The following is an 18,092-nucleotide window of genomic DNA, read 5'->3' on the forward strand; positions in this document are numbered from 1 at the left end:
ACCCCCATCCCCGCCCCCGCCGCCTCCGGTGGAGCCGGGGGTTTCGGCGGACGGGGTGTTCGCGCTGGGCATGTCCGCGCTGGGCATGTCCGCAGCGGGAGTCTCGGCGCTGGGTGTGTCCGCCGACGGCGTCTCCACGGCGGGAGTCTCCGCGGTCGGCAGGTCCGCGGCAGGAGTCTCCGCGCTGGGTGTTTCCGGGGTGGGGGTTTCCGTGGTCGGCGTTTCCGGGGTGCCGGAGCCGGGGTCTCCGGTGCCGCCGCCACCGGCGTCCGAGGGAATCTCGGGAACGGTCGTGTCGCCCTGGCCGTCGGGCGCGTTGGGGTCGGTCTGGCCGCCTGGGTCCGTCTGGGAGTCCGCGGGGTCGGTCTGGGAGGCGTCTCCCTGGCCATCGGCGCTACCGGGGTCGGTCTGCTGGTCCGACGTGCCGCCCTGGTCGCCCGTGTCCGACTGGTCGCCGGTGTCCGTGCCGTTCTGGTCGTCCTGGTTTCCGGTGTCGTCCTGGTTCTGCGGGTCGTTCGGGTCCTGGGTCGCGTCGGTTCCGTCCGGATCCGTGCTCTGGTCGGCGTCTGAGGGCTCCCATGCGGGGTCACCTTCGGCGGCCTGGGGATCGACCGAGCCGGGCTCGCCGTCGATCACGTCGTCCACCGTCTCGGGCCCGACGCTCAGTTGATCGGACTCGATCACCGTGGGGTCCCCCTGGCCGTCGGCCGGGCCCGCCTGATCGGGCGGGATCTGGTCGACGGCGGGTCCGGCCTGGTCCGGCGGGATCTGGTCGACGGCGGGCCCCGCCTGGTCCGGCGGGATCGCCTGGTCGTCGACGGTGCCCGTCTGGGCTGTCTGATCGCCGGACGAGCCGGCCTCGACGAGTCTCCCGGGGTCTCCCGACGTGTCGCCGTTCTGGGTGCTCACCGGTGCAGCGGCCCCGTTCGCGCCACCCGCGACAATGACGGTCGTCCCACCGTCGACCGAGCCCGGGGGCGCGGTGCCCACCTGGACCTCGCCCGGGCCGTCCGGTGGCGGGGGAGAGCTCCAGTTGAGCAGGCTGTCGATGCTCGATCGCCCCACAGTCCCGAATTCGGCCACCTGTCGCCCCTCCCAGCAATCAACACAGAAGCGGCAAAAGCGTATCCGTGAGGCTGCTGGGCCGTACAGGTTGTGAGCTTTTACGACAAGTAGCGACTACCCATCGGCGAGGCCAGTCAGAAATCGGCGGCTCGTCTACCTGCTTGTTTACCGAGAAGTCGCCCAACGGTGACCTAGCCGTTATGTTAAGTATCTGTTATTTCTGGGGCAGATGGGGGCTAGCATGCCATTTGATGTTGTTTGCGGGGGTACCCGGGTTGACCGGACCTACGGCACCGCCGTACAGAACCAGACCTTGTTGACCTGGAGGTCCAATGGCCACACTTATGGGTACGGCGCCCACGAAGCTCATCAAGGCTGCCGGCCAGTGCGAAACCACCGCCCAGTACATCGAGGGCATGCGCCAGAGGGTGCAGACCATCAAGGGTGACCTGTTGGCCGCCGGCTGGAAGGGCGGTGCCTCCCAGCAGTTCGGCAAGGCGCTCGACGCCTGGGATGTCGACTTCCGTCAGGTGATCAAGATCCTTGAGGACATCTACGACAAGCTGAACATCAACGCCGGTGTGTACGCCGACGCCGCGCAGCAGAACATGGACATCTCCAGCGGGCTCAACAGCGCCGGCAGCGCCGGCCGTATCGACTCGCTCATCAACGCGTCGAACTAAGCCCCCCAGTACCTAGGACGGAGACACTCATGGCCGACACCTTCACTCCTGAGGACTACACCTACGCCCACTTCCCCAACATGGAAGCGGCGTTCGAGCAGCTCAAGTCGATCGTCACCGAGCTGGACCGGGTGACGGACGATCTCTACAACGACGTCAGGACCACTCTCGGCACGGACTGGGAGGGTGAGGCGAAGACGTTCTTCGACGGCAAGAAGGCCCAGTGGGACAACCTCGAGGTTGAGATGGGCAAGCAGCTGTTCGAGGCGGCCAAGGCAGTCAACATCGCCAAGGGCAACTACGAGACCGCTGAGCGACGCAACATCAACATCTGGACCGACTAAGCAGTCGGTCGCGCCGATCGTGTCTCCCTCGGCCGGTGCCGTGACGCGCCGGCCGGGTTCCTTTGTCTATGGGGGTTGGGGATGACTCAGAAGGATGCAATGGAGGGCGACCAGGACCCTCTGTACATCGATCCTGATCTGTTCGACTCGGGACCGGGGCGGGAGCATTCCCCCACCCAGATGCGAGCGATCGCGGAAGAGCTCAAGTCGTACCTCGGCGGTATGACGGGACCCGGCTCGGCGGAGGGCTACACCAACGGTTCCGTCAACGGCATCCTGGACCACTGTCAGCTGTCCGAGGCGCAGATCGGCACGTGGCACGACGCCAGTGCTTTCAGCAGGACTGTCGGCGCCAACAGCGGCGGCAAGAAGTTCGCGCAGGTTTATCAGGAATTCATCGACGCCTACAAGGACGTGATCGCCGCCGTCGAGGCGAGCGCCGCCAACCACAGCGCCGGTGACAAGGCCAATGAGGGCAAGGGCTGATGGCCGAGGGCAAAGGCGGCAGGCATGTCGTCGTCATCCTGTCGTTCGACAAGATGCCAGAGGGCGGTGAGGTCAAGGCGTCCAGGGACGAGATCCTGACGATGCTGAAGAGCACCCAGCCCAGCCAGATCGAGGATGCCGGGTTCGCGTACGACAAGGCGTCGAGCGCGATCGAGAGTGCCGTCAACGCGCTCGAAGAGCACGCCGGCAAGATCATCAAAGTGTGGAAGGGCCCTGACGCCAGCAAGGCGCGCCACGCGCTGCAGATGCTGCATGCCTCAGGCGGCGAGCTGTCCACCAAGCTGGAGATGATGAGCTCCGCCCTGCGCCAGTACGCGAGCTACCTCCCTGAGACGATCGCGAAGGTCGAGGGCATCTCGACGAAGTCCAGCTCCGATGGTGACGTCCCCAGCTCCGAGATCATGGTGGACGACGCCGCCAACCAGAAGGCCGCGAAGGCCGCCGCGGACCGCGAGGCCCAGAAGGCCATGCAGGAGCTGAACAAGAAGATCGTCGATCTTTACAACGTTCAGGTTCCGCACGACGTCTCCTACGAGCTGCCCGGCGTCTCGATCCCGGGCGGTACGGGCTCGTACCGCGACCCCGGATATCCGGACCGCGTGGGGATCAACGCCGGCTCCAGCGGAAGCGGGTCGTCGGGTGACTCCGGCGGGTTCGACGACGGTTCCGGTTCCGGTGGCTCGGGTTCCACGGGCTCCACGGGGCGCGGCACGGGCTCCGACGGCTCACGCGGCGGCGGTTCGGGAGACTCCTCGGGCTCCGGCTCGGGTGACCAGTCGGGCTCGGACTCCGGCCGCGGCGACCAGAACGGCTCCGGCGACCAGTCGGGCTCGGACTCCGGCCGCGGCGACCAGAACGGCTCCGACCCCGGCGGTCAGGGTGATTCGTCGAGTGACGGCAACGGCAGCCAGGATCCGTCCAAGACCGGCGGTTCCGACACGCAGGACCAGACGGTCCCGCCCGTGCTCGGCCAGGACGACAAGACCAGCAGCGACAACTTCAAGGGCACGGACCCGAACGGGACCGAAGTGTCCTCTTACTCGCCGACCACGCCGGTCACTACGCCGACCACGACCGCCATCAGCCCGTTCGGCAATCCGGTGAGCACCATCGCCCCCAATCCGGTGGGCGTCCTCTCACCCACCGGAACGCCCAGCGTTCCCTCGGTGCTCGGCTCGCCGAACGGTGGCATGGGCGCGGGCGGCCAAGGACTCGCGGCGGCGATGCGGACGTCGGGGAACGGCATGTCCGGCGGTATGCCGTTCATGCCGATGGGCGGTGCCGGCGCGGGCACGGACCAGGGAGACTTCGAGAGAATGACCTATCTCCCTGCAGACCAGGACGATTGGAACTCCGCGCACGACGTGACCGACCCGGTCATCTGCTGATCGCGCTACGGGGAGTGGTATGGGCAACTCAACGCAGGACTCCAGCCAGGCGGCTCAACTCGCGCAGCTGCAGAACGGCGGGCAGTTGCCGTCGATGGCGTCGGGCGTCTCCTTCAAGACCAGCGCGCTCGACACCAACAGCGAGGCGATAGACGAACACGCCGGGGTCATCTCCTCGCTGGAGGCCAAGACCAACACCCTCCCCGTACAGTGGCCGCATTTCGGCGTGATCGGCATCGGCGTCAACAGCGTCCACGACAAGGCGGTCGAACAGCAGAAGGACGCGCTCGAGAAGGGCCGCAAGGCGCTGCAGAGCTGGAAGACCGCGCTCAGGCAGGCCTCCTCCAACTACCGGGCGGCGGACGACGCCAGCGGCGACCAGTTCAAGAACGTTGGCTTCGACCCGAACAGCCTCGGCGGCGGACCGGACCTCGGCGGCCTCGGCAATCCCGGCGGCTCCGGCATGCCGAACACCGGCGGCATGCCCGACCTGTCCGGCGTGGGCAACCCGCCGGGGAGCGACACGAAACTGCCCAACGGCGGTCTGCCCAACGGCGGCCTTCCCTCGACGGATCTTCCCTCAACGGATCTGCCGAAGACCGACCTGCCTTCGACGGACCTCCCCAAGACGGACCTGCCGTCGGCTCCTGACGGGAGCCAGATCAACCAGCCCGACATGAAGGTGCCGGACATCGACTCGGCGCTCAACGGCCAGCCGAAGATGCCCGATCAGAAGCTGCCCGGCGTCGACGGCAAGGTCCCCGACACGACGTCGCTGTCCCAACTCGACCCCAATTCGCTGAACACCCCGCAGGTCAAGAACCCCGACCTGAGCGCCTTGTCGCCGGACTCGACCGGCACCAGGATCGGCCCTGGCACGGGCACCGGTACCGGCACGGGCAGCGGTACCGGCACTGGCTTCGGTACGGGCATAGGCACCGCGCTCGGCAGCGGTGGGAGTGCGGGCGCCGTCCCGGCCGGACTGAAGGGGATCAACGGTTCGAGCGGCATGCCGATGATGCCCATGATGCCGATGAGTGGCGCCGGGGCCGGTGGCGACAAGGAAAAGGAGCGCGAGAACGCCCTGCTCGGCGAGGACGAGGGCGTTTGGGGCGGCGACGATGAGATCGCTCCCGAAGTGATCGGACGGGATTCCAGGTGAGCTACGAGTCCGACGGGGCGCTCTACAAGCTGGCGGCGAGCGGGGCGGCCGCCGGGGCCGTGATGATCCTGCAGCCCTGGGCCTTCTACGTCGCCGCCGCCCTTGGCGTGATGGTCTCGGACCCCGGGGCGATGTCGAGGAGCGCCAAAGCCTGGCGGAGTCTCGACCACGACGGTCTGATGTCCGAGCTGGACGACCTGGACCAGGGGCTGGACCACCTCAAGAAGCAGCTGAAGTCGTCGGGCAAGTGGGCGGGCGCGGCCTTCGACACCTTCGAGGGCATCCACAAGTCCTTCAAGAACGGGGTCAAGTCACTCAAGGACACCCGCAACGACACCGGGCAGGCCGTCGACGTGGCGGCCAAGGCCTACCACTACGGCGCCCTCGTGGCCGTGGCGGTGGGCAGCAGCATGCTCATCCTGGGCCTGTGGAAGCTGGCCATGCGCGCCACCCCGTGGACCATGATCGCCTCCGAAGGGCTGTCGGCGGTGCGGGGCTCCATCACCCTGCAGGCGGTCAAGAAGCTGCTCGTCCGGCACGGCATGATCATCGGAGGCCTCTCCACGGTCCTCTACATGGCCGTCCAGCAGACCGAGATGACCGGAAAGCTCTTCCCCGGGCTTGAGGCCGCCATCCCCACCGAGATGACCGCGATGAAGTCGGGCGGCATGCCCCCGTTCTCCGACGCGGGCATGCAGTACGACGAGAAGATGGGCGGCCTCAGCGTGAAGATGGACGATTCGCTGGGCAAGCTGCCCGGCGACATCGCCTCGGTCTGAGCCTCACTCGTCCAGCGGGATCCGCAGCACCTGGCCGGGCACCAGGCTGCGCGGGTCGTCCCCGATGATGTCCCGGTTGGCGTTGTAGATCTCGCGCCACCGGTTGGGGTCGCCGTACACCTTCTCGGCGATGTCGTACAGCGACCCGTTGTTGACGGGCCAGTAGCCGACCTTCTCCGTGCCGACCCGTGACGGCGGAGTCGCATGACCGCTGGCGACGGGCACATCCGACTGGGGCAGCTCGCCGAAGTCGTGGTTGGTCTGCAGGGGCCGCCACACCCGGAAGAGGGACGTCGGGATGCCACCCCAGAACTGCTTGTGAAAGTTGCCCGGCTTCCCGGCGACCCTGGCTCCGGGCAGCTTGAGCTTGACCTGCTCGTACGCCCAGTTGCGCATCCCGACGAAGCCGCCGAAGGCCATGCCGGACTCGCCGACGGCGGCGCCCGTCTTGGTCAGGGTGGCCGCCCAGCTCGCCGCGGTGCCGCCCTGGAGGATCCCCTTGCCGAAGAATCCGCCCATGGGGGCGAAGGTGGCCACCACCATGGCGCCCGTGGTGATGCGGGCCGCCTGGGTGAAGGTCAGGGGGGCGAGGTTGAAGAGGCTGTGGCCGCTGATGCCCTGGGCGACCATCTGCGTGCCGATGACGCCCGCGTACACGCTGCCGGAGGTCTTGGCGTACGCGTTGAAGCTCGACGCGGCGAACTTGTCGGCGAAGGCCGAGTACTTCTTGAACTTCGCGACCGCCAACTCCGTCTTCGTCATGGCCGTGGCGGTGCGTGTCGCGGTGCCGAGCTTGGCCACCCACTTCAGCCGGCCGACCACGGGCAGGATCTTGAGCGCACCGGCACAGATCCTCAGCAGGGACGCGAACCTGGTGAGGACCTGGGCCACCAGAAGGACGATCTTCGTCGTCCGCATGTAGGCGGCTCCCGCGGCCAGCCATCCACCCCATACGCCGGCGGCCCATCTGAGGGCTATGAAGGCCGCGTACCAGATGATCGCGGTCTTGAGCAGCTCGATGATGGCCTGCCTGGTGTGGGCGGCCGACTCCGCCACCATCCTGAGCAGGTCGGCGATCTCCGTGCAGCTCTTCTTCAGCGCGACGCGGTTGTCCTGCCGGAGGACCAGGCCCCAGACCTTCCTGAAGTCGTCGGCGGCCTTGCCCTTCCACTCCTTCACGATCTTGTCGAGGTAGCCGGCGTGCTGGCCCTGGGCGCGCCCGTCGAGAGCGTCGAAGACCTTGTCGAGGCTGACGGCCAGCCCGTCGTGCGCCGCGGCGGCGGCCTTGAGCCGCCCTTCGGTCTCATCGCCGCCGATGAGCGTGGGGAGCGCGCGCCACATGGACGTGATCGTGTTGAGCAGCGGGGTGGGGTCGAGCAGCGAGCCCCACTTGATCTCGAAGTGCCAGTCCGCCCAGTGCCACTGGAGCGGGTTCATGCTGCCCTCGTGGCTCATCTGGTGCCTCCGACCTGGCTGGCCTGGTGGCCGGCCTGGTAGTTGTACGCGGAGACTTCCAGGGCCGTGGTGATGAACTCCAGGGCATCGGCCAGGTCGCCGAGGTAGCCGTAGACCGACTCGTACCGCTTGTCCCGGTGGTCGTTCTCCGCGGTGCCGTCGACGTACGCCGCGCCCAACTCGTCGGCTCCTGGCGCGAGACCAAAGTCGCTCGTGCTCAGCTTGGCGGGCGCAAAGGCGATCATGCAGTTGCGGACGATAGGGGCCTGCTCGGCACAGGTCTCCATGGCCTTTTTCAGATCCGGCGGTATGACCTCATACCCATCGATCTTGTCCCCCATCGGTCCCCCACGCATCACAAAGCCACATATGTCCCATTGATAGTAATGTTTACGGCTATTTGTCGTCCAGGAAACCTGCTGTTTACGAACCACTTGAGCTGTTTACGGGCCACCTGGGCTGTTTACGAGCCGCCTGAGCGCATTGCCGGAGTGTCGGAGACCGGCGTCCTGGCGGCCGCCGGGTCCAGCGTCGGCCCCTCAGGGATCAGGTGCAGAAGGTGGGCGGGCATCGGGGCCACGTTCGAGGCGTCGTAGCCCAGCTTGGTCAGGACGTCGGGCGTGGCCAGCCGGTACTTCTTCCCCTGGTCGGTGACCAGGTAGAACTGCTGCACCGAAGAGAGCTGATTCTCGGCGGGCAGCAGCCCCGCCAGCGCCGCCGAGCCCGGCGGCAGCAGCACCTGGTCGAATTTCTCCGGGTTGCCGTTCGACGCCGGCGTCGGGATGCCCATCCGGCTCCCCACGGTCAGCGTGCCCTTCACGGACCCCTTCACGGTGTTGGCGTAGACCATGCACAGCGGGGCCGAGCTGGCGGGCACCTGGAAGCGCGGCATCGTGGCCGGCATGCCGCCGCCCGTGATCCGCTGGGCCGACACCTTCGTCGCGTTGGCGGCCGCCGCGTCGATGGGGATCTCCCGCACGTGGTTCCGCCCGTACGCCGCCTGGCTGGCCGGATCCTGGACCAGCAGCGTCGCCTGCGTCTGGGTGATCGGCGCGAGGCCGTCAGCGAGCATGACGTACCAGCGCGCGGGGGCACCGGCGACGGGCGCGACCTTGAAGATCTGCCCGACCTTGAACGTCGAGCCGCCGGGCCCGGGGATGTTGCGGCCGCGCTGGGGGATCTGCGGCGCGGCGAAGTCCGAACCCTCGGCGATGGCGTTGATCCACGAGCTCGGCACCCGCCGGGGGGTCTGGTCGGTGAGCCGGTCCACGTTCTTCACCACCATGCGCTGGTTGCCCCAGAGCGCCCAGTTCTGCCGCCCATCACTGACGATCAGCGCGTCGCTTCCGGCCGGCGTGCCGCCGACGTCGGTCCCGCCCACGAGCGTCACGTACGACTTGCGCCCCCCGGCGGCGTCGGTCGCGTCCACCACGCAGGCGGACCAGGGCGACTTGATGAGCCGCTCGGGCTTGGGCAGCGAGTCGGGAGCGCCCGCGATGCCCACCTGCCCGCCGCGCGAGAAGCCGGCCAGCGATTCCGTGGACACCGTCTTGACCTTGATGGCGTCGCTGTCCAGGAGGAGCCGGGCGGAGACGTAGTTGGCCACGGGCAGCAACTGGCCGGTCTGCTGGCTGTAGACGTAGGAGGCGCCCGTCTCCTCCTCCACGATGAGCTGACCGGCGTCCCGCAGATTGGTCGCGCCGCCCGGCTTGAGCATGCCCCAGATGCCGAACCCGGCGATGATGAGGACGCCGATCATGACGCCGGCGAACGTCGCCACGTTGTGCCGCCGCATCGGCGACTCGGGTAGGTCGGGTTCGCCCTGCAACAGGGCCATACCCAGGCGCTGGGTCATGAGCCGATGTGCCTGGTAGAGATCCTTGCGGGTCTGCATGCCACTCCGTTCCGGTCCAGCCTGAGGACAGCATAGGAGTGTTGCCTATGAGGACAGTGGGTGTTATGTCGCAAATGGGGGCACTAGATCGTGATATATGAGTAAAGTTTGTGGTCAGTGGTGCCCGGGGAGGTTGCTGTGTCAGATCCCGATAAGTTGAGCCCGCCGCCGGCCCAGGGGTGGCATCTGGAGTCGGACTGGGCGGGGCTGGATCCTCAGCGTGACGATGTCACGTACAGCGCCAGCAAGCTCAAGAAGCTCGCTGAGCAGCTTACGGACGAATTCGCCAAGTTCTCAGGGGAGAAGCCCGGGTCCGTCAACGACCTGGACATGAAGGCCAACCTCATCGGCCTGAAGGCGACCGTCGACCAGGTCAAGCGATGGGACGGCGGGCAGGCCTTCGTCGAAACGGTCCAGCGCGGGCACAAGGAGTTCACCGAGGTCTACCGCGAGGTCGTCGAGAAGACGCGGATCGCCATCGAGCTGATCAACGCGGGTGCGGGCAACTACGAGCGCGTCGATCTCGCCAACCTCGGTAACAAGGAGGCGTAGGAGCTCCCGTGGCCGAAGACAAGAAGCTCAAGACCAAGAAGCAGACGCACATGATCAAGACGTACTGCCCGACCTTTGGGGTGGACGACGACGGCAGGAGCGTCGCCGAGGTCAAGACCTTCGTCCAGTCGCTGGACGCGGATGCCGTCAAGCAGGCGGGCAACGCCTACCTCGACGCATGCTCGACGCTGGCCGGTGCCCAGCGCGTCATCGAGGACATCAACGTCGAGATGGCGAAGTGCTGGGGTGGCAAGGCGTCGGTCGAGGCGCAGGAAGCCCTCAGGGTGTTGCACGCGACGGTGCGCGAGCTGTCGGGCAAGCTCAACTGGATGGGCCGCCCTCTGCAGTCACTCGGTGACAGGATCCAGGAGCATAAGGAGTTCATGGACAAGGGAGGCTTGTCCTGGGCCGACAACACCTACACCTGGGACGACTCCATGGTCGGCTGGTATCGCACCATGGACAAGGGCATCGAATGGGGCTCCCAGGACGAACTCGCCGGCAAGCACCTGCGCCTGCTGAACGACGACCTCACGCAGACCTACCAGAACCTGCCGGACTCCTTCCACAAAGAGATCCCGGACATCAAGGACCCTGCCAGCGCGCCCCCTCCCGTCACGCCCTTGAACACCGACTTCTCCAATCCCGGCGGCACGAACGGATTGGGGAACGGCGGCTACAACGGCGCGGGCTTCAACGACGGCTCCTCTGACGGCTCGGACAAGAGCGGGGGCGTGACGCCTCCGAACGGCACGCAGTTCCCCGACCCTTCCTCCAACGGCACCACGGACCCGACCAAGGGCGCGACGGACCCCACGAATGGCGCAACGGACCCGACAAAGGGCGCGACAGACCCCACCAACGGCGCGACAGACCCGACAAAGGGCATAAAGGACCCCACGAACGGCGTCACGGATCCCACCAAGGGCGGCCTGACCGACCCGACGAAGGGCATGACGGACCCCACGTCGGGCCTCACCGACCCCACCAAGGGGAGCCCCACCTCCACCAAACTGGAGGACTTCCAGCCCCCCGCCGACTGGAACGCCGCCAACCCCCACACCTCCACCCCCACCTCCACGAACACCAACCCCAACTTCAACTCCCCGAACTCCCCGAACTCCTCCTTCCCGAACTCCTCCTCACCCGCCACCGGACCCCTCACGAGCGCCCGAGGCGACGGCGGCATGCTCTCGGGCCTGTCGAACACCACAGGCATCCCCAAGGCAGGCACCGGGACCGGGACGGGCATGCCGTTCATGCCCATGGGCGGCGCGGGCGCCGGCGCCGAGGAGCGAACCAATGAGGGCGGCACCTGGCTGACCGAGGACGACGACGTGTGGGGCGGCGAAACCGAGGGCGTGGTCACCGACCGAATCGGCTGACTGTCCCTGTCCGTTCACACGTGTGCACGCGGGGCCGGATCAATCCGTATGCACGCGCTTGTCCCGTAGGGCGGCCAGCCTCACGGTCCCGAGCGCGACGACTCCCAGCCCGGCCCTGATCTGGGCCGCCACCGGATACCTGAATCCGGCCCCGATCCCGGGCCGCCACCGGATACCTGAATCCGGCCCCGATCCCGGGCCGCCACCGGATACCTGAATCCGGCCCCGATCCCGGGCCGCCACCGGATACCCGAGCCCGGCCCCGATCCCGGGCCGCCACCGGATACCCGAGAGCCGCTCTGTCGGCGCGGGCCGGGCGCCAGCCCCACCTCGGCGGGCTTGATCCGGCCCCGCCGGCTGCGGCTCCGATCGCCGGCCCGCCCACCCATGGCCCGACGGTGGTGATCCCAACGTTGAACGCCGCGAAGTTCGTGGCGGCGTCCAGCGTCGAAGCGTCCTTGCCCACCGTGAGCACCCGCGTGTTCAGAGCCGGATGCGCGGAGAACCCGAACGCTTCCACCAGGAAGCCTGGGCAGGCCCGGTGCAAAGGCGGGTGTGTGGTTATCCCGGTTCTACGGCGGTCCGGGGTCCGAGATAGCGGCTTGGATGGGCGTTGTGTTGCCCATGGTGACCAGCAGGCCGCGTCCCGGTGGGCCGCCGACGGAGCCGCGCGGTAGACGGACCGTGAACAGGTCGCCATCGGCCGGACTCTGTACCGACAGGAGTACGCCGGTGCGCGACTTGCGGGTTTCCGCCACGAAGCCGCGGTAGGCCGTCGCAAGGTCGCCTGTCGCGCCCGCGATGATGAGGCCGTGATCTCCGTCCCGGCCTGATCGAAGGACCTCTTCCAGGGCCGTACCGAGAGGGGAGTCCGGGTTGATCAGCTCGGCGTCGTCCACGATCACCACGTAGCGGTCGCGGTCCGCGAGCAGCTCCTGTAGCCCCGCCCCGTCACCATCGAGTGTGGCGAGAACCCCGTCCAGCGTACGCAGCGGGCTACGCCGGGGGGCGATGGCGACGACCGGAGTGCCGTACGAGATGAGCGACCTGGCGGCCGTCACCAGCACCGAGGAGCGGCCCGAGCGAGCCGGCCCGGCGACGACGGCACCGGGGCCGTGCGCGAGCAGATCCAGACCCATCGGGGCGAGGGCGTCACCACCTGCGCCGACCAGCGCCCACAGGGGAGAAGGCCGGGCGAAGTTCGGTTCCAGGTCCATGGCCTGGCCAGCGGTGATGCGCATGGGAAGCGCGTCGACGCGAAGCGGCGGCTCTCCCTCCCAAAGCCACGCGCCACGTCCCACACGAGCCGACCGACCCGCTCGAGCAATGCCGCCCGACGCCCCCGCGTTGCCCGACGTGCCGTCCGGGACGTTGTCGCCTGACGTCCCGCCTGGGGAGTCGCCACCTGCGGCGCTTCCGGATATGCCGTCTCCTGGGGTGCCGCCTGATGTCCTGCCTCGGGCGTCGTCGCCTGAGGTGCCGCTTGACGTTCTACCTGCGGTGCTTCCGGATACATCGCCTGACGCGCCTGCGCTGACCGACGTACCCGTGCTGTCCGGAGCATCGCCGCCTGTGGCATTTCCCGACATGCTGTCTAGGATGCTGGCATCTGATGCCCCTACGCCGGCTGACACACTGCTTGGCGTGTCGCCAGGGACGTCGCCACCTGACCTGCCACCTGGGGTGCTCAGCGACACGTTGCCTGGGACGCCATCGCCTGACGTGACCGCGCTGCCTGACGTCCCATCGCCGACTGACGTGCCAGCCGGGACATCGCCACGTGAAGCGCCGCCCGAGGTGTCGCTTGACGTGCTGTCCGGTACGCCCGCTCTGAGGTTCGTTTCGGGCTCGGTGGTGCTGAGGTGGGTGGGGCCCTTCGAGGACGCTATCGATGCGTACGTCGGGATGCTGCGGAGAGGGGCCGCCGCGCGGGCGAGGGACTGTAGGGCCGCTACCTGGGCGGGGCCCGAGGGGTCTCGGGTGAGGAGGGCGATCTGGCTTTCGACGATGCCGTGTTCGCCCATCGAGAGGGCTCGGCCGGAGGGCATCGACGTGGGGAGTCCCTTCATCGGCATGCCCGCCAGGCCGTAGTCGGCCGGGTCCGCGAGGCGGAGGAGGAGGCGGTCGTCGAACACCGTGGAGATCTGGCCGAGCAGGCACGAACGGTCACCGGTCACCACCGCCCGAAGTCCCACCGCCGGACCCTCTCTGAGCAGCTGGAGGAGGGACTCCGTGAGGCGGCCGTAGTCGTAGCCCTCGAAAGCCGCCACGTAGCCCTCCCAGCGGTCGACCATGAGGACCAGCCAGGGGAGGCGGTGGCCTGCTTGGCGGTATTCGGCCAGTGAGGCGTGTCCGGCTTCGGCGAGTAGTTGCTGGCGGCGGCCTACCTCGGCGCGGAGGCGGGCCAGCAGGCGTTCGACGCGGTCGATCTGGTCGCGGGTCACGACCGCGCCACAGTGCGGCATGGCCACCAGCGGGAGCAGCGCGCCCGATCCGCAGTCGATGGCGTGCAGGTGGACGTCGGCCGGGGACGCTTGCGCGGCGATGGCACCGGCGATCGTCCGTAGTGCGGTGGATCTGCCGCTGCGGGCTGCTCCCGCGATGAGCAGGTGGCCACCCTGGGCCAGGTCCAGCGCGAGCGGCCGTCGGTCCTGCGCCCAGGGCCGATCGATTATCCCGAAGGCCAACGGGCGCACTTCGGCGAACGTCCCCGCGCCGGTGTCCGTCTCTGGGCCGGTGCCCCTCCCTGAGCCGGTGAACGGGGTGGATGTTTGCGATGTGGTAGATGCTGCCGATCTGGACGATGTTCCGGAGCTGGAAAGCGCTCCGGCTGCCAGGGAAAGCGTCCCGGCCGCCAAGGAAGGGATGATCTCGTCGAGGGTCACGGTCGAGGGCAGCGGCTCCAGCCAAGGGCTCGGTTGCTCTGGTACGCCGGTGAGGCGGGCGGCCTCGATGAGCGCGTCCGCGAGGATGGTGAGGTCGGTGATCGTCGACCCCTCGGGCGGCTCCGGGAGCGGGGGGAGTGCCCTCCCCAGGGAACGCCACTCCACATCGATCACTCGCAGCTGACCGCCCGCGCCCGCCATGCCGCCTGGGCTGGCGATGCCGCCCGGACCCGCAAGCCCGCCCGGACCCGCAAGCCCGCCCGGACCCACAAGCCCGTCCTGATCCACAAGGCCGCCCGCGCCTACAAGCCCGCCAGGACCCGCAAGGCCGCCAGGGCCCCCAAGGCTGCCCGTGCTCAGCGGCCCGCCCGTCCCGACCGGTCCGATCGTGCCCGATCGGTCGGCTCTGAGGGACGTGCTTGCGATCGGGCTCCGGCCGCCCACTCGTGCGGTCTGTACGGCCACAGCCGCCCCCACGCCGGACTTCACGTAACACCGGCCAGGCGTCGACTTGGAGATGTGCGCCGCGTCCGGCAGGTCGATGACGTCGGAGGACTCGGCGGGTTCGGTGACCCGGAGCGCGATCCGCAGGGACGTGTTGGCCTGGATGTCGGCCGTGACCACGCCCGCCGGGCGCTGGGTGGCCAGGATCAGGTGGATGCCGAGCGAACGGCCCCTGCGGGCGATGTCGACCAGGCCGTTGACGAAGTCGGGCAGCTCGGCCACCAGGGCGGCGAACTCGTCGATGATCAACACGAGTCTGGGCAGCGGCTCGCCGGTGTAGTCGTCGATGTCCTTGGCGCCGGCCGCGAGCAGCAGGCGTTCGCGGCGCCGGATCTCGGCGGCCAGGGAGTCGAGGGCCCGCTGCGTCAGGTGGCCGTCCAGGTCGCTGACCATGCCGACCGTGTGCGGCAGGCGTACGCACTCCTTGAACGCGGCACCGCCCTTGTAGTCGACCAGCACGAACGTGAGCTGATCCGGCCGGTTGGCCACCGCGAGCGAGCAGATGAGCGTCTGCAGCAGCTCCGACTTGCCCGCGCCCGTGGTGCCGGCGATCAGGCCGTGCGGACCGTCCACTCTCAGGTCGACGGAGAACGGGCCGTCGGGGCCGATGCCGATGACCGCCTTCGTCGAGCCGTGGCCGTGCCAGCGGATGGCGAGGTCGTGGCCGGACGGGGCGGGCATGCCCAGCAGGTCGAGCAGGCGGGTCGCCTCGGGGAGGTGACCGGCCGGGTCGTCTCTGCTCACGTCGCGGATCGGGGCGAGCGCCCTGGCCACGCGGTCGCACCACGACGGTGACACCAGGTCGGCCAGGACCGGGCCGATGACCTCCAGGCCGCCGCCGAGCAGGCGTACCTGACCGTCCGCGGCGCACGCGGCGACGGTGGCGCACTCCTCGGGGAGCAGACTCTGGTCCTCGTCGAGGGCGAGGGTGAAGACACCCGAACGCGGGCCCTGGCGCAGGATCTGCGGCATGCCGGGCAGGCCGCGCAGGACCTGGGCGCCGTCGAGCACGACGAGCACGTCATAGGGGCGTACGTCGTAGGAGGTCAGAGCCGGTGTCTCCGGGCCGCCCAGGTCGTCCCAGCCGGTGGGGATCTTGCCGAGCTCGGGAATGGCGGTGTTCTGGCGTTCGTCGATGAGGGCGGCCAGTTCGGCGACGCGGTGGGCGGCGGACTCCGGATCGGTGCCGACCAGGGTCACGCAGTCCTCGCCGCCGCGTGGGGCGCAGTGCGGCAGCCAGCGGACCCAGCCCCAGCGGCGCTCGCCGTCGGCGTGCGCGGACAGGACTACGACGGCCAGGTCGCGCGGGCTGTGGAGCGTCGCCGCCTGGCCGATCAGCCAGCCGGTCAGACCGGTCGCGGTGTCGCGCGGGCCGGTGACTCCCGCCACGCCGAGCCTGCGCATGGCCAGGGCCACCGGTACGGACCGGCAGATCGGCGGGGAGATCGCACCGCCCCTCTCCTCGGAGAGCTCCAGGTTGGCCGGGAGGTCGGCCAGCCCGACCCTGAGCCGCAGCGCGTCGGGATCGTGGATGCGCCGCTCCCACAGCCGCCTGCGTGGACCGGTGGCGGTGAGCAGCACCTGCGCCGGGTCGGGCGCGTCGGATCGGCGGATCAGCTCGTCCTCGGCCCTGGCCTGCTCGACCGCCAGTTCGTACGCCTCCAGGCGTTCCTTGTGCTGCTTGGCGGCCTTTCTGTGCTGTTTCTTGCCGTGGCGGCGGTCGCTCCACCACTGGCCGATCATGATGAGGGGGCTCATCAGGGCGATGAGCAGGTAGTACGGCTGTCGTAGGACGAAGGCCAGCGTGACGCCCATCACCGCGGGCAGAAGCGCGGCCAGCAGCTGCAGGCGCATCCCCTCGGTGCGGCTGGGCTCCTGGGGGCGTTCGAAGGTGCGCTCGGGCTCGGGCCTGCGTAGCCGTGGCGGGCGGTTGTAGGCGACGCCGCCCTCCGGGAGGGGCGCCAGGTGCGCGTCCTGCGGCTCGATCGCGGTCAGGGTGAACACCGAGGAGCCGCAGGTCAGCAGCGTGTGCTCGGGCCAGTCGACGGGTTCGGTGAGCGGTTGGGCGGCCAGCGTCGGCGGCTCGTAGTGGACGGGCATCAGCTCCGCCGCCTCGCGTTCGGCGACTCGGGCGGTGAGCTCGGCGACCTCGTCGGCCCACCGGCCCTTGAGCTTGAGCTGCGCCCGCTGGGGCACCCGGTGGCGGACCGGCTCGACCGTGATCGCGTCTGGGGTCACGCGCAATGTGGCGGCCTCGGGGGCGAGGGACGGGTCGGCGACGGTCAGCGCGCACATCGGGTCGGACCCGATGACGTGCACGCCCAGGCCCAGACGGTGAACGGCGCCCGCGGCCGGGCCGCCGACCACCCGCACCTCGGCCACGCCGCCGGGCTCCTGGATGATCGTGGAGCGGGCGAGGTGAGGGTCGAGAGTGACCTTGTCGCCGTCGCGCAGCACAGCCCCCGCCAGGGCGCGCGGGTCGAGCGGCCGGCCGTTGCGCCAGATCACGGCACCGTGCCAGCCAGGCCCGTCAGCCCGGCCCCGGTCGAACCCCTCAGTCCGGCGCCGGGCAGGCCCGTCAGTCGGGCCTCGGTCGGATCCCTCAGCCCAGCTCCGGGCAGACCCCTCAACCGGGCCCCGGTCGGACCCCTCGGTCCGGCGCCGGGCAGGTCCGTTCGCCCCTCCCTGGCCGGGCCCCTCAGCCCAGCTCCGGTCGGATCCCTCGGTCCGGTCCCGGATGGGTGCCCCGAGGGGGTTGCGTGGGTCACCGAGGACGTCCTTCGGCTCAGGGGTGGGGGCGCCAGGCGATCCGCCGGCGCGGGTGGGCCGCCTCGATGGGCGGCCGCCGGGGTCGGTCACCGACATGCCGTAGGGAGCTCGGGCTCTGGGAAGGCGGACGACCTCGGCCAGCGGTGCCTGGCCGCTCAGTGCCTCGCTCACCCTTGCCACCGTGGCGCCGTTGTCGCCCTCGATCACAACGTCACGATCGCCTTGCTCGCCGAGCACGGTGAGCATGATCCGCATGTGCCGTCTCCTTGATCAGGCCTCGGCGCAAAGGTAGCGCCCGAAGAAAGGGTAGGTCCCGCGGTTGGCGGCAATGGCATGAAAGGGCCGGGTTGTGGATAACCGGCGACGGTAATTATGGCCTGTGGAAAGTCGACGATTTGGTTGTCCATTTAGGGGTGGCGGGCTAACGCATGTTAATGGAGGGAATGGTGTGAAAAGAGAGGCGCAGATGTCTACCCCTTACGCCAGCAGGGACGATGCAAGGTCCGAGCCTGGGAGGGCTCGAAAATCGCCCCACTCCATCCCGCCATCGCCGCGCATATCCCGAAAAAACCACCCCCGTCAACTTGGTAGAAACAATAGGCATTGATTATTTCTTGTTGACACCGCGCCACCTGCGAAACGAGCATGGTTCCTCGCATTCCAGCCCCGCTCCCACAAGCGGGTGCACATAATGGCGTGAATTCGACAATTCACAATGGG

General features: G+C 68.7%; 12 protein-coding genes and 1 pseudogene. 8 read left to right on the top strand and 5 right to left on the bottom strand.

Annotation, left to right across the window (positions count from 1 at the left end):
* Nucleotides 1–1,083: pseudogene (locus KME78_RS51390) on the bottom strand (hypothetical protein); the annotation flags it as partial.
* 314 nt (nucleotides 1,084–1,397) lie between these two features.
* On the opposite strand from KME78_RS51390, the gene KME78_RS51395 reads away from it, so the two are divergent.
* From KME78_RS51395 to KME78_RS51420, 6 genes are all read left to right on the top strand, one after another.
* On the top strand, nucleotides 1,398–1,748 hold the full coding sequence (locus tag KME78_RS51395; protein WP_219537342.1) for a WXG100 family type VII secretion target: 351 nt from the start codon (nucleotides 1,398–1,400) through the stop codon (nucleotides 1,746–1,748).
* 29 nt (nucleotides 1,749–1,777) lie between these two features.
* Nucleotides 1,778–2,092, top strand: coding sequence for a WXG100 family type VII secretion target (locus KME78_RS51400; RefSeq protein WP_219537343.1), 315 nt, complete (start codon nucleotides 1,778–1,780; stop codon nucleotides 2,090–2,092).
* A gap of 81 nt (nucleotides 2,093–2,173) precedes the next feature.
* Nucleotides 2,174–2,578, top strand: coding sequence for a hypothetical protein (locus KME78_RS51405; protein ID WP_219537344.1), 405 nt, complete (start codon nucleotides 2,174–2,176; stop codon nucleotides 2,576–2,578).
* Nucleotides 2,578–3,987, top strand: a complete 1,410-nt coding sequence (locus KME78_RS51410; RefSeq protein WP_219537345.1) for a WXG100 family type VII secretion target — start codon at nucleotides 2,578–2,580, stop codon at nucleotides 3,985–3,987. Before KME78_RS51405 ends, KME78_RS51410 begins: the two co-directional genes overlap by 1 nt.
* 19 nt (nucleotides 3,988–4,006) lie before the next feature.
* Nucleotides 4,007–5,149: a type VII secretion target gene (locus KME78_RS51415; protein ID WP_219537346.1), complete on the top strand. Its 1,143-nt coding sequence runs from the start codon at nucleotides 4,007–4,009 to the stop codon at nucleotides 5,147–5,149.
* A complete protein-coding gene (locus KME78_RS51420; RefSeq protein ID WP_219537347.1) occupies nucleotides 5,146–5,928 on the top strand; it encodes a WXG100 family type VII secretion target in 783 nt (260 codons plus the stop codon). Before KME78_RS51415 ends, KME78_RS51420 begins: the two co-directional genes overlap by 4 nt.
* A gap of 3 nt (nucleotides 5,929–5,931) precedes the next feature.
* Here the strand turns inward: KME78_RS51420 and KME78_RS51425 are convergent, their stop codons facing one another.
* From KME78_RS51425 to eccB, 3 genes are all read right to left on the bottom strand, one after another.
* On the bottom strand, nucleotides 5,932–7,383 hold the full coding sequence (locus KME78_RS51425; RefSeq protein WP_219537348.1) for a LysM peptidoglycan-binding domain-containing protein: 1,452 nt from the start codon (nucleotides 7,381–7,383) through the stop codon (nucleotides 5,932–5,934).
* Nucleotides 7,380–7,628: a hypothetical protein gene (locus tag KME78_RS51430; RefSeq protein WP_219537349.1), complete on the bottom strand. Its 249-nt coding sequence runs from the start codon at nucleotides 7,626–7,628 to the stop codon at nucleotides 7,380–7,382. Before KME78_RS51430 ends, KME78_RS51425 begins: the two co-directional genes overlap by 4 nt.
* A gap of 218 nt (nucleotides 7,629–7,846) precedes the next feature.
* Nucleotides 7,847–9,277 carry a type VII secretion protein EccB gene (gene eccB, locus KME78_RS51435; protein WP_219537350.1) on the bottom strand — a complete coding sequence of 477 codons (1,431 nt, stop codon included), beginning with the start codon at nucleotides 9,275–9,277 and terminating at the stop codon, nucleotides 7,847–7,849.
* Between the two features lie 138 nt (nucleotides 9,278–9,415).
* Here eccB and KME78_RS51440 point away from each other — a divergent pair, with 138 nt between their 5' ends.
* A complete protein-coding gene (locus KME78_RS51440; protein ID WP_219537351.1) occupies nucleotides 9,416–9,829 on the top strand; it encodes a hypothetical protein in 414 nt (137 codons plus the stop codon).
* A gap of 8 nt (nucleotides 9,830–9,837) precedes the next feature.
* Complete coding sequence (locus KME78_RS51445) at nucleotides 9,838–11,214, top strand: hypothetical protein (RefSeq protein ID WP_219537352.1); 1,377 nt, start codon at nucleotides 9,838–9,840, stop codon at nucleotides 11,212–11,214.
* Nucleotides 11,215–11,786: 572 nt separating this feature from the next.
* On the opposite strand, the gene KME78_RS65450 is transcribed toward KME78_RS51445, so the two are convergent.
* Nucleotides 11,787–17,627, bottom strand: coding sequence for an FtsK/SpoIIIE domain-containing protein (locus KME78_RS65450; RefSeq protein ID WP_246654232.1), 5,841 nt, complete (start codon nucleotides 17,625–17,627; stop codon nucleotides 11,787–11,789).
* Nucleotides 17,628–18,092: the final 465 nt, after the last annotated feature.

The sequence above is a fragment of the Nonomuraea guangzhouensis genome, assembly GCF_019396345.1.
Taxonomy (GTDB): Bacteria; Actinomycetota; Actinomycetes; order Streptosporangiales; family Streptosporangiaceae; genus Nonomuraea; species Nonomuraea guangzhouensis.

What these genes read in the sequence shown, in the direction of transcription:
- KME78_RS51395 (WP_219537342.1), top strand. Translation starts at nt 1,398, where the DNA reads ATGGCCACACTTATGGGTACGGCGCCCACGAAGCTCATCAAGGCTGCC.
- KME78_RS51400 (WP_219537343.1), top strand. Translation starts at nt 1,778, where the DNA reads ATGGCCGACACCTTCACTCCTGAGGACTACACCTACGCCCACTTCCCC.
- KME78_RS51405 (WP_219537344.1), top strand. Translation starts at nt 2,174, where the DNA reads ATGACTCAGAAGGATGCAATGGAGGGCGACCAGGACCCTCTGTACATC.
- KME78_RS51410 (WP_219537345.1), top strand. Translation starts at nt 2,578, where the DNA reads ATGGCCGAGGGCAAAGGCGGCAGGCATGTCGTCGTCATCCTGTCGTTC.
- KME78_RS51415 (WP_219537346.1), top strand. Translation starts at nt 4,007, where the DNA reads ATGGGCAACTCAACGCAGGACTCCAGCCAGGCGGCTCAACTCGCGCAG.
- KME78_RS51425 (WP_219537348.1), bottom strand. Translation starts at nt 7,383, where the DNA reads ATGAGCCACGAGGGCAGCATGAACCCGCTCCAGTGGCACTGGGCGGAC.
- KME78_RS51430 (WP_219537349.1), bottom strand. Translation starts at nt 7,628, where the DNA reads ATGATCGCCTTTGCGCCCGCCAAGCTGAGCACGAGCGACTTTGGTCTC.
- eccB (WP_219537350.1), bottom strand. Translation starts at nt 9,277, where the DNA reads ATGCAGACCCGCAAGGATCTCTACCAGGCACATCGGCTCATGACCCAG.
- KME78_RS65450 (WP_246654232.1), bottom strand. Translation starts at nt 17,627, where the DNA reads ATGCGGATCATGCTCACCGTGCTCGGCGAGCAAGGCGATCGTGACGTT.